We start from the raw sequence: 16,955 nt of genomic DNA on the forward strand, positions 1-16,955 counted from the left end.
GCCGACGCGCTGGTGCCCGGCGACCAACTGGTGCTCGGGGCGTCCAACCCGGTCCGCGACGCCGCGCTGGTCGGCCTGGACACCCACGGCATCCGGGTGCGGTCCAACCGCGGCGTCGCCGGCATCGACGGCACGGTCTCGACCGCGATCGGCGCGGCCCTCGCCCACGAACGCCACGGCGGGCCGGACACCCCGGCGCGCACGGTCGCGCTGATCGGCGACCTGACCTTCGTGCACGACAGCTCCGGGTTGCTGATCGGGCCCACCGAGCCCACGCCGCGCCGGCTGACGATCGTGGTCTCCAACGACAACGGCGGCGGCATCTTCGAACTGCTCGAGCAGGGCGACCCGCGGTTCTCCGACGTGTCGTCACGGGTTTTCGGCACCCCGCACGACGTCGACGTGGGCGCGCTGTGCCGCGCCTACCACGTCGAGAGCCGCCAGATCGAGGTCGGCGAACTGGCGGCGGCCCTCGACGAACCCGGGGCCGGGATGCGGGTGCTGGAGGTCAAGGCCGACCAGCGCGGCGTCGCGGACCGGGTTGGACGCCCCGAGCACCAGTTGGTCGCCGGGCACCAGCGCGTCGGCCACCGCCGCCGCGACGTGCAGGCCGGTGGTCAGCGGGTGCGCCGCGAGCTGGCCGCGGACGGCGGCCAGGGCGTGCCGGTTGGTCTGCGCGCAGCGGTCCAACCAGGCCGGGTTGGGCGCGCCGGTGGTGACCGCCCGCGTCCCGGTGGCCTGCGAGTTGCCCGAGACGTCCGGCCAGCGCGGCCCGGTGGTCAGCGCGAACACCGGTACCTGCGGGTCGGCCAGCAGCGCCGACACCGGCCGGTGCAGGGTGGGACGGCCGAGCATGATCACCTGCTTGGGCCGCAGCAACGGCAGCGCGAGCGGGTGCAGCGGGTTAGGCACGGGCTGGCCAGAAAATGAAGTCGGCTCCGCGACCGTCGGCAGCTGGGCCAGGTTGGGCTGTGCGCCCGCGCCGTGCCCGGCGATGACGACCGTGTCGGGTGTCAGGTCGATGTCCAGCGGCTGGTCGAAGGTGACCGGCGGGGTGTAGGTCCACGGCCGCCCGCCCGGGCGGCCCGGCGGGGTCACCGCCTGGGGCTCGGGACCGGGGACCAGGGGTTCGCGCAGCGGGATGTCGAACTGCACCGGCCCGGCGTTGGCGGTGCGGGACCCGGTGGCGGCCGTCAGCACCCGGCAGGTGGCCGATCGCCAGGTGGCATTGAGCGCATCCAGCCGCTCGGGGGCGTCCTCGGCCAGGCCCAGGCTGATGGTGGCCCGCACCTGGGTGCCGAAGTAGCCCAGCTGCTCCATGGTCTGGTTGGCCCCGGTGCCCAGCAGTTCGTAGGGCCGGTTGGCCGACAGCACGATCAGCGGCACCCGGGCGTAGTTGGCCTCGATCACCGCCGGGCCGAGGTTGGCGACGGCGGTGCCGGACGTCATGGCGACGCACACCGGCGCGCCGGCGGCGATGGCCAGGCCGATGGCCAGGTAGCCGGCGGTGCGCTCGTCGATGCGGACGTGCAGGCGGACCCGGCCGGCGCGGTCGGCGTCCTGCAGCGCGAAGGCCAGCGGGGCGTTGCGCGAACCGGGGCAGAGCACCACGTCGCGGACGCCGCCGCGAATCAGCTCGTCAACGACGACGCGAGCCTGTGTCGTCGAGGGGTTCACTCCTACAGGGTGTCATAGCCCGCTGACGATGCCCGCCGCGCTGGGCGGGAGGAGGAAGCGGGCGATCAACATAGGCCCTGTGTCATGCGCCCAGCGCGAGGCGCTTACTTGTGCTCGGCGAAGAACTTGAGCATGGCGGCGTTGACGGCGTCGGGCCGCTCGAAGAAGCCCAGATGGCCGGTGTCGGGGATCTGCACGTAGCGGCCGTTGGGCAGGGCGTCGGCGACCTCGCGGCCCAGGTACGGCGGCGTGAGCACGTCATCGGAGAAGCCGATCACCAGCACCGGCGTCGCGATGCTGCGGTAGGCGGTCAGCCGGCTGGTGTACGGCGCCACGTCGAGCTGGGCGCGCATGCCCGGGGTGGGCTTGACGGGCCAGGTGGAGAACATCGCGATCCAGTCGGCGACGGCGGTGTCGTCGTTGAGCGTCTTGCGGGAAAAGTTTTCCAGCAGGCGGATTTTCGCCTCGTATGCGGCCGGCAACGCGACGCCGGCGTCGGACAGCTCGGCCTCGGCGTCGCGGAAGAACTGCCGGGCCCGGTCCATGCGGCCGCGGGTGCCCATCAGCACCGCCGAGCTGACCAGCTCGGGCCGGGCCAGCATGAGCTCCTGGGTGATGAACGCGCCCATCGACATCCCGACGACGCGAGCCGGGGCCGCGTTCAGGCCTTCGATCAGCGCCGCCGTGTCGTCGACCATGGTCTGCGTCGAGAAGCCCTCCGCGTTCTCGGTGGCGCCGATCCCGCGATTGTCGAAGGTGATGACGCGGTAGCCGGCCGCCAGGAACGCGGGGACTTGATAGGGGTGCCAGGTGCGTCCGGCGCCGCCGTGGCCGGCGATAAAGACCACGGGCTCACCGGAGCCGCGGTCGTCGTAAGCCAGGTTGATCACCCGGACGACGGTACAAGCAACTGATGGCAGGCCTTGACCCGGTCGATCCACCACTGCCGCCGCTCCGGCGCCGCCCGCAGCGCGCGCAGCCGCTCCGGATCGGGCCTGACCGGCCCCACCGGCAGGGTCCCGTCGACGGGCTCGAGGGCGTCGGCGACGTCTTGCAGAAACAGCCCGCCGGTGCCCAGCCCGCAGGCGTGCCGAAGCTGCGGCAGGGCCGCGGCGGCGGTCAGGCCCGCGGCGATGCCCACCGCCGAATCCAGCGCGCTGGACACCACCACCGGGATGTCGATCTGCGCGGCGATCGCCAGCATGGCCGAAATCCCGCCCAGCGGAGCGACTTTGAGCACCGCGATGTCGGCGGCGCCGGCGCGGACCACGGCCAGCGGGTCGTCGGCCTTGCGGATGCTTTCGTCGGCGGCGATCGGCACCTCGACGCGGCGGCGCAGCGCCGCGAGCTCGGCGACCGTCGCGCAGGGCTGTTCGAGGTATTCCAGCGGGCCGTCGGCGGTCAGCGCGGCCGCGGCGGCCTGCGCCTCCTCGACGCTCCAGCCGCCGTTGGCGTCGACCCGCACGGTCGGCACCAGTTCACGCACGGCGTTGACCCGGGCGACGTCGTCGGCCAGGGTCTGTCCCGGCTCGGCGACCTTGACCTTGGCCGTGCCGGCCCCCGGGAAGCGGGCCAGCACCTCCGGCACGTCTGCGGCGGCCACGGCCGGCACGGTCGCGTTGATCGGCACGCGCTCGCGGCGGGTGGGCGGCGGCGTTCGGTAGGCGGCTTCGATACCCGCGGCCAGCCAGTGCGCGGCCTCGCGCGGCTCGTATTCGACGAAGGCCCCGAATTCGCCCCACCCGGCCGGGCCGTCGATCAGCGCGACCTCGCGGGTCATGATGCCCCGGAACCGGACCCGCATCGGAAGCGCCACCACGTGCAGGCGGTCGAGCAGATCCTCCAGCGTCGGCGTCACGCGCTGTAGACCCGGCGGCCCGCCAGATATGTCGCCCGCACCTCGAGGTCGGCGATCCGCTCGGGCGCGACGGCGCGCGGATCGGCCGAGAGCACCACCAGGTCGGCGTACTTGCCGACCTCCAGCGAGCCGATCACGTCGTCGGAGAACAGCTGCCAGGCCGCGTCGATGGTCTGCGCGCGGATCGCCTGCTCGACCGTCAGGCGTTCCTCGGGCCCGAGCACCCGGCCGCTCGGCGCCGTGCGGGTCACCGCGACGCTGATGTTGCGCAGCGGCTCCTCGGGCGTAACGGGCGGATCGTTGTGCAGCGAGATGCGCATCCCGGTGGCGACCGCGGATCCCGCGGGCATCCAACGACTTCCGCGCTCCTCGCCGAACAGGCCGTCGACGATCACGTCGCCCCAGTAGTGGATCTGGTCGACGAAGATGCTGCAGGTGACGCCGAGGTCGTGGGCGCGCTGCAGCTGCTCGGGCCGGATGGCGCCGACGTGCTCGAGGCGCAGCCGGTGGTCGTCGCGCGGGTGGCGTTTCAGGGCCTCCTCGTAGACGTCGAGGATGGTGTCCACACCGGCGTCGCCCTGCACGTGGCAGGCCATCGGCCAGCCGAGCGGGAAGTAGGAGCCGACGATCTCGTGCAGCTGCTCTTTGGTGTAGTTGGCGCAGCCGCACGACCCCGGCACGACGCCGATGATCCGGGTGGCTTCGGTGTCCAGGTAGGGAAAGGACAGGTCGATGTTGCCGATCCAGGGCGAGCCGTCCACCCAGATCTTGATGCCGACCTGGCGGGCCATGTCGTCGCCCTGCCCGGGGGTGGCGGCCGTCGACATCTGTGGGTTGGAGATCTCGTAGGTGCGCAACCGCACCGTCAGCCGCTCGCGCAGCTGGTCGAGCACCGGGCGGAAGTTCGGGTCGAACGCCATCTCCGAACAGGTGGTCAGGCCGGCGCGGTTGAGCCGGGCGCACTCGGCGAGCAGCATCCGCGGATAGTCGGCGAAGTCGATGGCCCCGCCCAGCAGCGGGAACACCGCGCCGGTTTCTTCGGCGGTGCCGTCGAGCTCGCCGTCGGCGTCGCGGCCGTATTTCGCGCCCTTGGGGTCGGGGGTGTCGCGGGTCAGCCCGTGCAGCTTGGCGGCATGCGAGTTGAAAAAGGCCTTGTGCCCGGAGTTGTGCATGATCACCAGCGGGCTGTCCGGCGCGATCTCGTCGAGCCAGCCGAGCGTGGGTTCCGGAAGGCCGTTCTGCAGCAGCGGATCCCAGCCGTTGAGGAAGGCGCCGTCGGACCCGCGGCGGGCGACCTCGGAGTGGATCGCCGCGACGACGTCGTCGGCGTCGCGCATGGTGACCGGGCGGATGTCGACGATGCGGTCCGACAGCGCGACCGCCTCCATCAACGGATGTCCGTGTGCCTCAACGAAACCCGGCATGACGCAGCCGTCACCGGAATCGACGGTCCGGGTGCCGGGGCCGGCGAGGTCGGCGACCTCGGCCCGGGTTCCGACGGCGATGATCCTGCCGTCGGCGATCGCGAGCGCCTCGGCGGTGGGCCGCTGCTCGTCGACGGTCAGGATGGTTCCGGTGACGACGAGATCTGCCTGCCCCATGGGGAGGGATCGTAGTGGCTGCCGGCGTCCAACAGGGCGCGGCTGACCCAAATTGCAACACGTTCTAGTCTTGCTCATGAGTCGCGTCGGCGACGATGCTTCAGCGATGTGATGAGGAGGAGCGGCGCCATGACAGCCGACCTGTTGCGCAACCCGACCCACAACGGCCACCTGCTCGTGGGCGCGCTAAAGCGCCACAAGACCAAGCCGGTGCTGTTCCTCGGCGACACCACGCTGACCGGTGGTCAGATGGCCGAGCGGATCAGCCAGTACATCCAGGCGTTCGAGGCGTTGGGCGCGGGCACCGGCGTCGCCGTCGGCCTGCTCTCGCTCAACCGGCCCGAGGTGCTGCTGATCATCGGCGCCGGCCAGACCCGCGGCTACCGGCGCACCGCGCTGCACCCGCTGGGCTCGCTGGACGACCACGCCTACGTGCTGAACGACGCCGGCATCAGCTCGCTGATCATCGACCCCAACCCGATGTTCGTCGAGCGGGCGCTGGCCCTGCTGGAGAAGGTGCCCGGGCTCAAGCAGATCCTGACCATCGGGCCGGTGCCCGAGGCGCTCAGTGGGGTGGCGGTCGACCTGGCGGCCGAGGCGGCCAAGTACGACCCGCAGCCGCTGGTGGCCGCGGACCTGCCGCCGGATCAGGTCATCGGCCTGACCTACACCGGTGGCACCACCGGCAAGCCCAAGGGCGTGATGGGCACCGCGCAGTCGATCTCCTCGATGACCCAGATCCAGCTCTCGGAATGGGAGTGGCCGGAGGAGCCGCGGTTCCTGATGATCACCCCGCTGTCGCACGCCGGCGCGGCGTATTTCCTGCCCACGCTGATCAAGGGCGGCGAGATGCACGTGCTGCCCAAGTTCGACCCGGCCGATGTGCTGAAAACCATTGAGGAGAAACGCATTACGGCCACGTTCCTGGTGCCGTCGATGCTGTATGCGCTGATGGACCACCCGGACTCGCACACCCGCGACCTGTCGTCGCTGCAGACCGTCTACTACGGCGCCTCGGCGATCAACCCGGTGCGCCTGGCCGAGGCGATTCGCCGGTTCGGCAAGATCTTCGCCCAGAACTACGGGCAGTCCGAGGCGCCGATGGCCATCACCTACCTGGCCAAGAACGAGCACGACGAGAAGCGGCTCACCTCCTGTGGGCGCCCAACGCTTTTCGCCCGCGTCGCGCTGCTGGGCGAGGACGGCAAGCCGGTCCCGCAGGGCGAGCCGGGCGAAATCTGTGTCAGCGGGCCGCTTTTGGCGGGCGGGTACTGGAATCTGCCCGAGGCGACGGCCGAGACGTTCAAGGACGGCTGGCTGCACACCGGCGACATGGCCCGCGAGGACGAGGACGGCTTCTACTTCATCGTCGACCGGGTCAAGGACATGATCGTCACCGGCGGCTTCAACGTGTTCCCGCGCGAGGTCGAGGATGTCGTCGCCGAGCACCCGGCCATCGCCCAGGTGTGCGTGGTCGGCGCGCCGGACGAGAAGTGGGGCGAGGCCGTCACCGCGGTGGTGGTGTTGCGCCCCGACGCGCCCCGCGACGACGCGTCGATCGAGAAGATGACCGCCGAGATCCAGGCCGCGGTCAAGGATCGCAAGGGCTCGGTGCAGTCGCCCAAGCGGGTGGTGCTCGCCGACTCGCTGCCGCTGACCGGGCTGGGCAAGCCGGACAAGAAGGCCGTGCGCGCGCAGTTCTGGGAGGGCGCGGCCCGCTCGGTGGGCTAGGCAATAGCGGCGAGCGTGAAACTAACTTCACACTCGCGTCCGAACGTGCAAGTAGCTTCACGCTCGCGTCCAAACGTAACGAGTCAGCGACTCACCCCCGCGACCAGCAGGTCGAGCATGCGCCCGGTCTGCTCCGGTGAACCGCTTACCAAGAAGATGCCGATCAGGCTGGACACCACGTCGTCGGCCTGCACGTCGGCGCGCAGGCTCGCGTCGTCGGCGCCGGCCCGCAACAGCGACTCGACGGCACCCACGATGCTGTCGCGAGTCTGGCTGGGCGCAAGCGCACCCGAGTCGAAGATCGCCTGCAGGGACTCGGCCATGCCGCGCTTGGCGGCGACGAAACTCGCGTAGCGGTCCATCCAGCGGCGCAGCGCCGTCTTGGGCGGATGGCGCTCGAGCAGGTGCCCGGCGGCCGCGGCCACCTCGGCGAGCTCGGCGCGGTAAATGGCCTCGACAAGCGCCTCCCGGTTGGGGAAATGGCGGTACAGCGTGCCGATCCCCACCCCCGCGTCGCGGGCGATCGACTCGAGCGAGACCGCCGCGCCGTGCGCGGTGAACGCCGCGGTGGCCGCCGCCAGCAGCCGTTCGCGATTGCGGCGCGCGTCCGACCTTCCCACCAAAGCGGAGGCTCCTCCGGTTCTGTTACGCTATCAATGCGGAGGCCCCTCCGCTTTCACCAGTGTGTCACCCGATCCTTCAGGAGCACCATGACAGACCAACCCCGGCCCGGCGGCATCGGCACTCTGGGCGCGACCCCCGTCGCCCGCATGGGCTACGGCGCCATGCAACTGTTCGAGGCGACGACCGCCGACGACGCGGCCGCGGTGCTGCGTCGCGCGATCGAACTGGGCGTCAACCACATCGACACCGCGTCGTTCTACGGACCCGGCGAGGTGAACCGCCGGATCCACGCGGCACTGGCCCCCTACCCCGACGACCTCGTCATCGTCAGCAAGGTCGGCGCGCGCTACACCGGCGAACAACCGATCCCGCTGGCGCCGGCACAACGGCCCGCCGAACTGCGCGCCGCCGTCGAAGACGACCTGCGCCAGCTCGGCCTTGATCGCGTCCCGGTGGTCAACCTGCGGCGGCTCGACACCGGGATCGGCATGTCCGCCGAGGGCGACCAGATCGTCGACCTCGACGACCAGCTGGCCGAGCTGATCGCCCTGCGCGACGAGGGCAAGATCGGCGCGATCGGGATCAGCAGCGTGTCGCTCGACGTGCTGCGGCGAGCGCTGCCCGCCGGCATCGTCTGCGTGCAGAACGCCTACAGCCTGTTGGACCGCTCCCAGGAAGCCATGCTCGAGCTGTGCGTGGACGCGGGCATCGCGTGGGTGCCGTACTTCCCGCTCGGCTCGGCGTTCCCCGGATTCCCGAAGGTCGCCGACAACCCGGTGGTGGCCGACATCGCCGGCGAGTTGGGCGTTAGCGGCGCCCAGGTCGGGTTGGCCTGGATCTTGGCGCACGCGCCGAACACGTTGCTGATTCCCGGCACCCGGTCGGTCGCCCACCTCGAGGAGAACATCGCCGCGGCGGGCGTCACACTGAGCGCCGAGGCGGTCGCCCGGCTCGACGCCGTCGCCGAACCCGGCGCCGACCCCTGGGCGCACGGCGTCGAACCCTTCCTGGAGGCGCCCCAGAGCTGACTACTGTGTCAGGCATGGGTACGCCCGACGGCAGCAAGCCGTCCCCCAAACCGCCGTGGTGGCTGAAGCCGGCGAACAAGGTCTTCATCCGGCTCTCGCGGCTGGGCCTGAGCTTCGGTGGTGAAAGCCCGGTGGTGTTGACCGTGCCCGGCCGCAAGTCCGGCACACCCCGGTCGACGCCGGTGACGCCGATGACGGTGGACGGCAAACGCTATGTGGTGGCCGGGTTTCCGGGCGCGGATTGGATCCGCAACGTCCGTGCCGCCGAGTACGCGACGCTGGCCCGCGGTCGGCACCGCGAGCGGGTGCGGATGGTGGAGCTGTCCGCCGATGCGGCGCGCCCGTTCTTGCGGGCGTTTCCCACCGAGGTGCCCACCGGCGTCGGCTTCATGAAGCGCTCGGGGCTGGTCACCGATGGTCGCCCCGAGGAGTTCGAGGCGCTGGCGGGCGTGTGTCCGGTATTTCGGCTGGACCCGGCATAGGAGTTCAAAAACCTTGAGTGACAACCCCTTTGATGCCGACCAGTGGCGTCCGGTGGACGGGTTCGGCGACCTGACCGACATCACCTATCACCGCCACGTCGACGACGCCACGGTGCGGGTGGCGTTCGACCGGCCCGAGGTGCGCAACGCGTTCCGGCCGCACACCGTCGACGAGCTCTACCGGGTGCTCGATCACGCCCGGATGTCCCCCGACGTCGGCGTGGTGCTGCTGACCGGCAACGGACCCTCGCCCAAGGACGGCGGCTGGGCGTTCTGCTCCGGCGGCGACCAACGCATCCGCGGGCGCAGCGGCTACCAGTACGCCAGCGGCGAGACCGCCGACACCGTCGACACCGCCCGCGCCGGGCGGCTGCACATCCTCGAGGTGCAGCGGCTGATCCGGTTCATGCCCAAGGTGGTGATCTGTCTGGTCAACGGGTGGGCGGCCGGCGGCGGGCACAGCCTGCACGTGGTGTGCGACCTCACCCTGGCCAGCCGCGAACACGCCCGCTTCAAACAGACCGACGCCGACGTCGGCAGCTTCGACGGCGGCTACGGCAGCGCGTACCTGGCCCGCCAGGTCGGCCAGAAGTTCGCCCGCGAGATCTTCTTCCTCGGCCGCCCCTACACCGCCGAGCAGATGCACCACATGGGCGCGGTCAACGCCGTCGTCGACCATGCCGAGCTGGAATCCGAGGCCATCGGATGGGCGCGCGAGATCAACGCGAAATCCCCACAGGCGCAACGGATGCTGAAGTTCGCGTTCAACCTGCTCGACGACGGCCTGGTGGGCCAACAGCTGTTCGCGGGCGAGGCCACCCGGCTGGCCTACATGACCGACGAAGCCGTCGAGGGCCGCGACGCCTTCCTGGAAAAGCGCGACCCGGACTGGAGCCGGTTCCCCCGCTACTTCTGAGCGGCCCGGGGTGCCCGGGGCCACCGCCTAGACTCGCCTCCCGTGAGCAAGAGTCCCCTTCGCCGGATCGCCGACCAGTTCGTGCTGGCGACCATGCGTCCTCCGATGGCGCCGCAAGTGTTGGTCAATCGTCCGCTGATCAAGCCGATCGAACTGGCCGGCAAGCGCATCTTGCTCACCGGGGCGTCGTCGGGCATCGGCGAGGCCGCGGCCGAACAGTTCGCCCGGGCGGGCGCCACGGTGGTCGTCGTGGCCCGCCGCCAGGAGCTGCTCGACGCGCTCGCGGACCGCATCACCTCGGCGGGCGGTGACGCCATCTCGATCCCGTGCGACGTCTCCGACATGGACGCCGTCGACGCGCTGGTCGCCGACGTCGAAAAGCGTCTCGGCGGAATCGACATCCTGATCAACAACGCCGGCCGGTCCATCCGCCGGCCGCTGGCCGAGTCGCTGGAACGCTGGCACGACGTCGAGCGGACGATGGTGCTCAACTACTACGCGCCGTTGCGGCTGATCCGCGGGCTGGCGCCGGGCATGATCGAGCGCGGCGACGGGCACATCATCAACGTCTCGACGTGGGGCGTGCTGTCGGAGGCCTCACCGCTGTTCGCGGTGTACAACGCCTCGAAGGCCGCGCTGTCGACGGTGAGCCGGGTGGTGGAAACCGAGTGGGGCGACAAGGGCGTGCACTCCAGCACGCTGTACTACCCGCTGGTGGCCACCCCGATGATCGCACCGACCAAGGCCTACCAGGGGATGCCGGCGCTGACGCCGGAGGAGGCCGGCGAGTGGATGATCACCGCCGCCCGCACCCGCCCGGTGCGCATCGCACCGCGGATGGCGATCGCCGCCAAGGCGCTCGACACGTTCGGCCCGCGCTGGGTCAACGCCGTCATGCAGCGCCAGAGCATCCAGCCCAACCGCAATAACGACGGCTGACCCGGCCGCCGCTACGGGCCGTTTTGCCCGGCCACTGTGATAGACACGACGCTATGGAGATCCTGGCCAGTCGGATGTTGCTCCGGCCGGCGGACTATCAGCAGTCGCTGACCTTCTACCGCGACCAGATCGGCCTGGCTATAGCGCGTGAATACGGCGCGGGCACAGTCTTTTTCGCAGGACAGTCGCTGCTTGAACTGGCCGGTTACGGCTCCCCGGACCACTCGCGCGGACCGTTCCCGGGCGCGCTGTGGCTGCAGGTCCGCGACATCGAGGCGACCCAGGCCGAGCTCCGCGGGCGGGGGGTGGCCATCGCGCGCGAGGCGCGCCAGGAGCCGTGGGGCCTCTACGAAATGCACGTGACCGACCCCGACGGGATCACCCTGATATTCCTCGAAATACCCTCCGACCACCCGCTACGGCGTGACACCCGAGGTGAACGGCGGGGTAATTCCGGTTAACTGAGAGGTAACATCTGGCGACGAGTCAAGGTACACCCGCGTTTCGACTGCCTCAGCATTCGACAATGGAATCCTCCTATGACCAGAATCAGGCGCTGTGAACATCCAATTGTTCCTCTTGATCATTGTCGTAATCACGGCATTGGCTTTCGATTTCACCAACGGCTTCCATGACACGGGCAACGCGATGGCGACCTCGATCGCCAGCGGTGCACTCAAGCCCAAGGCGGCGGTCGCGCTCTCGGCGGTGCTGAATCTGGTGGGCGCTTTCTTGTCCACCGCCGTCGCCGCGACCATCGCCAAGGGCCTGATCGACTCCAACATCGTGACGCTGGAACTGGTCTTCGCCGGGCTCGTGGGCGGCGTCGTCTGGAACCTGCTGACCTGGCTCCTCGGTATCCCGTCGAGTTCGTCACATGCCCTGATCGGCGGCATCGTCGGCGCCACCATCGCCGCCGTCGGCGCGCACGGCGTGATCTGGAAGGGCGTGATCTCCAAGGCGATCATCCCGGCCGTCGTCTCGGCGATCCTGGCCATCGTGGTCGGCGCGGTCGCGACCTGGCTGGTCTACCGGATCACCCGGGGCGTCCCGCAGGCCCGCACCGAGGCGGGCTTCCGGCGCGGTCAGATCGGCTCGGCGTCGCTGGTCTCGCTGGCCCACGGCACCAACGACGCGCAGAAGACGATGGGCATCATCTTCCTGGCGCTGATCTCCTACGGCTCGGTCAGCAAGACGGCGTCGATGCCGCCGCTGTGGGTCATCGTGAGCTGCGCGGTGGCCATGGCGACCGGCACCTACCTCGGTGGCTGGCGCATCATCCGCACCCTGGGCAAGGGCCTGGTCGAGATCCAGTCGCCGCAGGGCATGGCGGCCGAGTCCTCTTCGGCCGCGGTGATTTTGCTCTCCGCCCACTTCGGCTACGCGCTGTCGACCACCCAGGTCTGCACCGGTTCGGTGCTGGGCAGCGGGCTGGGCAAGCCCGGCGGCGAGGTCCGGTGGGGCGTCGCCGCCCGGATGGGCGTCGCCTGGCTGGTGACGCTGCCGCTGGCCGGCCTGGTCGGCGCCCTGACCTACTGGATCGTGCACCTGATCGGCGGCTACCCCGGCGCGATCATCGGCTTCGCGCTGCTGGTCGCCGTCTCGGCCACCATCTACATCCGGTCGCGCAAGGTCAAGGTCGACCACAACAACGTCAACGCCGAATGGCGGGGCGACCTGACCAGCGGGCTCGACTCCGACGAGCAGCACCCGCCGTCGGACGCCGGACCCACGCTCGGCGGCACCGCTCCCCGGCACGACTCCGACGACCCTACGGTTAAGGCGAGCGCTTCATGAGTCACATCAGCGACTGGTTCAACTACCAAGCCAGCTTGAAGATCCTCGTCTTCGCCATGCTGGCGGGCGCCGCCCTGCCGGGGCTGTTCGCCCTCGGGATCCGGCTGCAGTCCGCCGGAGCCGGTGACGTCGACGGCGCCAGCAACGGCAGCGCGACGCAGCGCAACCCGGTGCTGACGGGGGTGGCGTGGGCCATCTACGCGCTGGTGATCGCGGTGATCGCGCTGGCGCTGGCCTACATCGCCCGTGACTTCATCGCACATCACACCGGCTATCCGTTCCTCGGAGCGAAACCCAAGTAGCATCGGTTAATGCCCACCGAGTTACCGAACCGGACACCGGGGGGAGCTGTATCAGCGTGAACGGATTCCTCAACTCCATCGTGTCCTGGCTGCGCGCGGGATACCCCGAAGGCGTTCCGGCGACCGACACCTTCCCGGTGCTCGCGCTGCTGGCCCGCCGGTTGTCCAACGACGAAGCGAAGGCCGTGGCCTGCGAGCTGGTTCGGCGCGGTGAGTTCGACGACGTCGACATCGGCGTGCTGATCACCCAGATCACCGACGAGCTGCCGTCGCCGGATGACGTTGAGCGCGTGCGGGTCCGGCTGGCGGCCCAGGGCTGGCCGTTCGACGAAGCCGACGAGGCCGGGGACCCGGCATAGTCGCACTGCGCGCACTGCACGTCTCGCCGGGCGCGGCAGCCTCGACGCTATTGCCCGCCCTGGAACGGGTGCTCGACGGGCGCGACCCCGCACTTCTCGCGCTGCCCGGGGCCGACGATCGCGAGTCGGCCGCGCTGCGGGCGGGCCTGCGCGTCGGGGAATCCATCGACGACGACGTGGCCGTGGTCGTGGCGACGTCGGGTACCACCGGAGTTCCCAAGGGCGCCTTGCTGACCGCCGCCGCGCTGACGGCCAGCGCCGCGGCCACCCACGACCGCCTCGGCGGCCCGGGCAGCTGGCTGCTCGCCCTGCCGCCACACCACATCGCCGGGGTGCAGGTCTTGGTGCGCAGCGCGCTCGCCGGCGCGGTACCGGTCGAGATGGATGTGTCGGCCGGGTTCGACGTCACCGAATTGCCTGGCGCGATAAGGAGATTGGGCTCGCGGCGGCGGTACACGTCGCTGGTCGCCGCGCAGCTGGCCAAGGCGCTGGGTGATCCGGCGGCCGCGGCCGCGCTCGCCGAGCTGGACGCGGTGCTGCTCGGCGGCGGTCCCGCTCCGCGACCCGTCCTCGACGCCGCGGCCGCGGCGGGCATCACCGTGGTCCGCACCTACGGGATGAGCGAGACCGCCGGCGGGTGCGTGTACGACGGCGTCCCGCTGGACGGGGTGCGGCTGCGCACGGTCGACGGCCGCATCGTCATCGGGGGCGCGACCCTGGCCAAGGGCTACCGCAACCCGGTCGACCCGGATCCGTTCGCCGAGCCGGGCTGGTTTCGCACCGACGACCTCGGCGCCGTCAGCGCTGCGGGCGTGCTGACCGTGCTGGGCCGCGCAGACGACGCGATCAGCACGGGCGGGCTGACCGTGCTGCCGCAGCCGGTCGAGGCGGCACTGTGTGCCCATCCGGCCGTGAGCGACTGCGCGGTGTTCGGCGTGGCCGACGACCGGCTGGGGCAGCGGGTGGTCGCCGCGATCGTGGTGCGAGACGGATCCGCCGCGCCGGGCCTGGACGAGCTGCGCGCGCAGGTGACCCGCACCCTGGACGCCACCGCCGCCCCGCGCGAGTTGCACGTCGTTGCCGCGCTGCCACGCCGCGGCATCGGCAAGGTCGACCGTGCGGCGTTGGTGCGCCGGTTCGCCGCGCCGAGCGATCAATAGGCTGTTCGTCCGTGAGGATCGCTCGACGGGAGGCAGCGCGCGAAGCGGTAGCGGTCACGGTCGGGGTGGTCCTGGTGGCGGCGGCGTTCGTGTTGCCGCGGCTGAACCTCGGGGTGCGGCCCCGCCTGGATGTCGGCGCCGAGAAGTTCGCCACCCACGCCGGATCCGCGCCGATCTTCGGCGACTGGCTGATCCACGCCGGCTGGGGAACCGCGCCGGCCATCGCCATCGCGATCGCCGTCGTGGCCTGGGGACCCATTGTGGCGCAACGCCTTTCGTGGCGGACGCTGACATTGGGCAGCTGGGCCACCGCGTGCGGCTGGGCGTTCGCGTTGGCGATGATCGACGGCTGGCAGCGCGGCTTCGCCGGGCGACTGACCACCCGGGACGAATACCTGTCACAGGTGCCGGGCATCACCGACATTCCCGCCACACTGCGCACGTTCGCCAGCCGGATCGTGGACTACCAGCCGAACTCGTGGACCACCCACGTGTCGGGGCATCCGCCCGGCGCGCTGCTGACGTTCGTCTGGCTGGACCGGCTCGGCCTACACGGCGGCGCCTGGGCCGGGCTGCTGTGCCTGCTGGCCGGCTCGAGCGCGGCGGCCGCGGTGGTGATCGCCGTGCGCGCGCTGGCCGACGAGCCCACCGCGCGGCGCGCCGCCCCGTTCGTCGCCCTGACGCCGGCAGCCATCTGGGTGGCCGTCTCCGCCGACGGATACTTCGCCGGGGTGGCGGCGTGGGGTATCGCGCTGCTGGCCGTGGCGGTGCACCGCCCGATCCGCTACCCCGCGCTGACGGCCGCGGGCGCGGGCCTGCTGTTGGGCTGGGGCGTGTTCTGCAACTACGGCCTGATGCTGATGGGGCTGCCGGCATTGGCGGTGCTGGCCTCGGCCCACCAGCCGGGTGGCCGCTGGGCGCACTGGCGCGCGGTCCTGCGGGCCTTGGGCCCGGCGGCGCTGGCCGCGATCGCGGTGGCGGTGGCGTTCGCCGTCGCGGGGTTCTTCTGGTTCGACGGCTATACGCTGGTGCAGCAACGCTATTGGCAGGGCATCGCCAAGGACCGGCCGTTCCAATATTGGAGCTGGGCCAACCTGGCGTGCGCGGTGTGCGCGATCGGGCTGGGCGGTGTCGCCGGAATCAGCCGGGTGTTCGACCGGGCCGCGATCCGCCGCCGCTGTGGCTTTCAGCTGCTGCTACTGGGTGTGCTGGCCGCCGTCGTCCTGGCCGACCTGAGCATGCTCAGCAAGGCCGAGGTGGAACGCATCTGGCTGCCGTTCACCGTCTGGCTGCCCGCGTCGGCCGCCCTGCTGCCGGTGCGATCACACCGGATCTGGTTGGCGCTCAACGCGATCGGAGCGCTGGCGCTCAACACGATCATCCTGACGCACTGGTAGCCCGCTAGAGGCCGGCCGCGCGGGTGACGCGCGCGAACCGGCTGCCGGGTGCGCAGGCCCCGCGCACCACCGCGACGTCGTCGACGACGTCCACGTCGGCCAGCGTCTGCACCGTCACCACGTCGATGCCGTTGTCGCGCAACGCCTTCAACGTCAGCTCACCGGTGTCGGGCACCGACATCGGCACCGTGCGCAGGCACTGCGCCATCGCCGGCTCCCCCACCCCCAGCACCCACCAGCCGCCGTCGCGGGCCGGCCCGAGCACGGCCGGCGCCTCGAGCAGCCGGCGCGCGCAGCCGCCCAGCAGATCGGCGCTCACCTGGGGGGTGTCCATCCCGATCTGCAGCACCGGCAGCCCGTCGGCCGCGTCGGCGTGCGCGTTGGCGAGCCGGGCCGCGAAATCCTCACCGCGCTGCGCGATCACGGTGAACGACGCCAGCCGCTGGCGGATCTCGGCGACGTTCGCGGCGCCGGCCAGATCCCCGGTCAGCGCCACCACCCGGGCCGCCACCGGCGCGGCGGCCACGGCGTCGAGCGTGTCCAGCAGCGCGGCGGCGGCGATTTCGGCGGCGACCCGATCGCCGACGGTCGCCGCGAGTCGCGTCTTGGCCCGGCCCGGCTCGGGCGCCTTGGCGACCACCAGCAGGGTCACCGGCAGGACGCTCACGAAATCACCTTCCAGAAGTCGAGGATCGCGGTGATGCTGCCCCGCAGCGAACCGCTGACCTTCGACTTGCCGCCCGTGCGTGGGCCGTAGCTGATGTCGAGTTCGACGACGCGCCAGCCGGCGGCCGCCGCGCGGACCAGCAATTCCAGCGGGTAGCCGGATCGCCGGTCGGCGACGCCGAGCTGCAGCGCGGCGCCGACCTGGTGACCGGCCGGCGCCGCCCGGTGCCCGGACTGCACTGGCCGTGGGTGGCCCGGGTGGGCACGGTCGTCATGAGCTGGCGACTGCGCACCCGCCACGGCCTGCCCGTGCACGACATCGCGCCGATGCGGGTGGCCCGCCGCGATGCCCTGCTGCAGCTCGGCGTCGCCGACCGGCGATCCGGCTACCCGCTGGAATTGCTGGTCCGCGCGGCGG

The 16,955-nt window shown here is 71.1% G+C and carries 18 protein-coding genes and 2 pseudogenes; 12 read left to right on the forward strand and 8 right to left on the reverse strand.

The features are described 5' to 3' along the window. The 5 genes and pseudogenes from A5622_RS30705 to A5622_RS07900 form a co-directional block, all read right to left on the reverse strand. Positions 1-323, reverse strand: a 323-nt coding sequence (locus A5622_RS30705) for a hypothetical protein (RefSeq protein WP_369829224.1), incomplete at its 3' end; no start/stop codon positions are given. 180 nt (positions 324-503) lie between these two features. Then, positions 504-1,677: pseudogene (gene menD / locus A5622_RS07885) on the reverse strand (2-succinyl-5-enolpyruvyl-6-hydroxy-3-cyclohexene-1-carboxylic-acid synthase); the annotation flags it as partial. 104 nt (positions 1,678-1,781) lie between these two features. Continuing rightward, positions 1,782-2,567 (reverse strand): alpha/beta fold hydrolase, encoded by a 786-nt coding sequence (locus A5622_RS07890; RefSeq protein ID WP_066877739.1) that lies wholly within the window; start codon positions 2,565-2,567, stop codon positions 1,782-1,784. Continuing rightward, complete coding sequence (locus tag A5622_RS07895; protein WP_231998263.1) at positions 2,564-3,481, reverse strand: o-succinylbenzoate synthase; 918 nt, start codon at positions 3,479-3,481, stop codon at positions 2,564-2,566. The genes A5622_RS07890 and A5622_RS07895 overlap by 4 nt, the downstream gene beginning before the upstream one ends. A gap of 50 nt (positions 3,482-3,531) precedes the next feature. Then, on the reverse strand, positions 3,532-5,136 hold the full coding sequence (locus A5622_RS07900) for an amidohydrolase (RefSeq protein ID WP_066877744.1): 1,605 nt from the start codon (positions 5,134-5,136) through the stop codon (positions 3,532-3,534). A gap of 111 nt (positions 5,137-5,247) precedes the next feature. On the opposite strand from A5622_RS07900, the gene fadD8 reads away from it, so the two are divergent. After that, positions 5,248-6,867, forward strand: a complete 1,620-nt coding sequence (fadD8, locus tag A5622_RS07905) for a fatty-acid--CoA ligase FadD8 (RefSeq protein ID WP_369829225.1) — start codon at positions 5,248-5,250, stop codon at positions 6,865-6,867. Between the two features lie 83 nt (positions 6,868-6,950). Here fadD8 and A5622_RS07910 read toward each other — a convergent pair whose 3' ends face one another. Beyond that, positions 6,951-7,490: a TetR/AcrR family transcriptional regulator gene (locus A5622_RS07910; protein WP_066877748.1), complete on the reverse strand. Its 540-nt coding sequence runs from the start codon at positions 7,488-7,490 to the stop codon at positions 6,951-6,953. Between the two features lie 87 nt (positions 7,491-7,577). Between A5622_RS07910 and A5622_RS07915 the strand changes: the two genes are divergently transcribed. The 10 genes from A5622_RS07915 to A5622_RS07960 all read left to right on the forward strand — a co-directional run bounded on the left by A5622_RS07915 (position 7,578) and on the right by A5622_RS07960 (position 15,871). After that, positions 7,578-8,519, forward strand: coding sequence for an aldo/keto reductase (locus A5622_RS07915; protein WP_066877749.1), 942 nt, complete (start codon positions 7,578-7,580; stop codon positions 8,517-8,519). Between the two features lie 14 nt (positions 8,520-8,533). Then, positions 8,534-9,001: a nitroreductase family deazaflavin-dependent oxidoreductase gene (locus A5622_RS07920; RefSeq protein ID WP_066873284.1), complete on the forward strand. Its 468-nt coding sequence runs from the start codon at positions 8,534-8,536 to the stop codon at positions 8,999-9,001. Positions 9,002-9,014: 13 nt separating this feature from the next. Beyond that, positions 9,015-9,917: a 1,4-dihydroxy-2-naphthoyl-CoA synthase gene (locus A5622_RS07925; protein ID WP_066877751.1), complete on the forward strand. Its 903-nt coding sequence runs from the start codon at positions 9,015-9,017 to the stop codon at positions 9,915-9,917. A gap of 42 nt (positions 9,918-9,959) precedes the next feature. Continuing rightward, positions 9,960-10,856, forward strand: coding sequence for an SDR family oxidoreductase (locus A5622_RS07930; RefSeq protein WP_066873289.1), 897 nt, complete (start codon positions 9,960-9,962; stop codon positions 10,854-10,856). A gap of 53 nt (positions 10,857-10,909) precedes the next feature. Continuing rightward, on the forward strand, positions 10,910-11,317 hold the full coding sequence (locus tag A5622_RS07935) for a VOC family protein (RefSeq protein WP_066873293.1): 408 nt from the start codon (positions 10,910-10,912) through the stop codon (positions 11,315-11,317). Between the two features lie 97 nt (positions 11,318-11,414). Beyond that, positions 11,415-12,653, forward strand: a complete 1,239-nt coding sequence (locus tag A5622_RS07940; RefSeq protein WP_066873296.1) for an inorganic phosphate transporter — start codon at positions 11,415-11,417, stop codon at positions 12,651-12,653. Beyond that, positions 12,650-12,955 (forward strand): hypothetical protein, encoded by a 306-nt coding sequence (locus A5622_RS07945; RefSeq protein ID WP_066873298.1) that lies wholly within the window; start codon positions 12,650-12,652, stop codon positions 12,953-12,955. Before A5622_RS07940 ends, A5622_RS07945 begins: the two co-directional genes overlap by 4 nt. Before the next feature lie 56 nt (positions 12,956-13,011). Further along, positions 13,012-13,314, forward strand: coding sequence for a DUF3349 domain-containing protein (locus A5622_RS07950; protein ID WP_066873301.1), 303 nt, complete (start codon positions 13,012-13,014; stop codon positions 13,312-13,314). A 68-nt stretch (positions 13,315-13,382) separates the two neighbouring features. After that, a complete protein-coding gene (menE, locus tag A5622_RS07955) occupies positions 13,383-14,474 on the forward strand; it encodes an o-succinylbenzoate--CoA ligase (RefSeq protein ID WP_066873304.1) in 1,092 nt (363 codons plus the stop codon). A gap of 11 nt (positions 14,475-14,485) precedes the next feature. Beyond that, a complete protein-coding gene (locus A5622_RS07960; RefSeq protein WP_066877753.1) occupies positions 14,486-15,871 on the forward strand; it encodes a hypothetical protein in 1,386 nt (461 codons plus the stop codon). A gap of 4 nt (positions 15,872-15,875) precedes the next feature. Here the strand turns inward: A5622_RS07960 and A5622_RS07965 are convergent, their stop codons facing one another. Both A5622_RS07965 and A5622_RS07970 read right to left on the reverse strand, forming a co-directional pair. Beyond that, complete coding sequence (locus A5622_RS07965; RefSeq protein WP_066877758.1) at positions 15,876-16,538, reverse strand: DUF2064 domain-containing protein; 663 nt, start codon at positions 16,536-16,538, stop codon at positions 15,876-15,878. Beyond that, positions 16,535-16,777 carry a hypothetical protein gene (locus tag A5622_RS07970; protein WP_066873313.1) on the reverse strand — a complete coding sequence of 81 codons (243 nt, stop codon included), beginning with the start codon at positions 16,775-16,777 and terminating at the stop codon, positions 16,535-16,537. The genes A5622_RS07965 and A5622_RS07970 overlap by 4 nt, the downstream gene beginning before the upstream one ends. Here A5622_RS07970 and A5622_RS07975 point away from each other — a divergent pair. After that, positions 16,715-16,955: pseudogene (locus A5622_RS07975) on the forward strand (glycosyltransferase); the annotation flags it as partial. The gene A5622_RS07970 and the pseudogene A5622_RS07975 sit on opposite strands and share 63 nt — an antisense overlap.

The sequence above is a fragment of the Mycobacterium sp. 1245801.1 genome (genome assembly GCF_001673055.1).
GTDB classification, from domain to species: Bacteria; Actinomycetota; Actinomycetes; order Mycobacteriales; family Mycobacteriaceae; genus Mycobacterium; species Mycobacterium europaeum_A.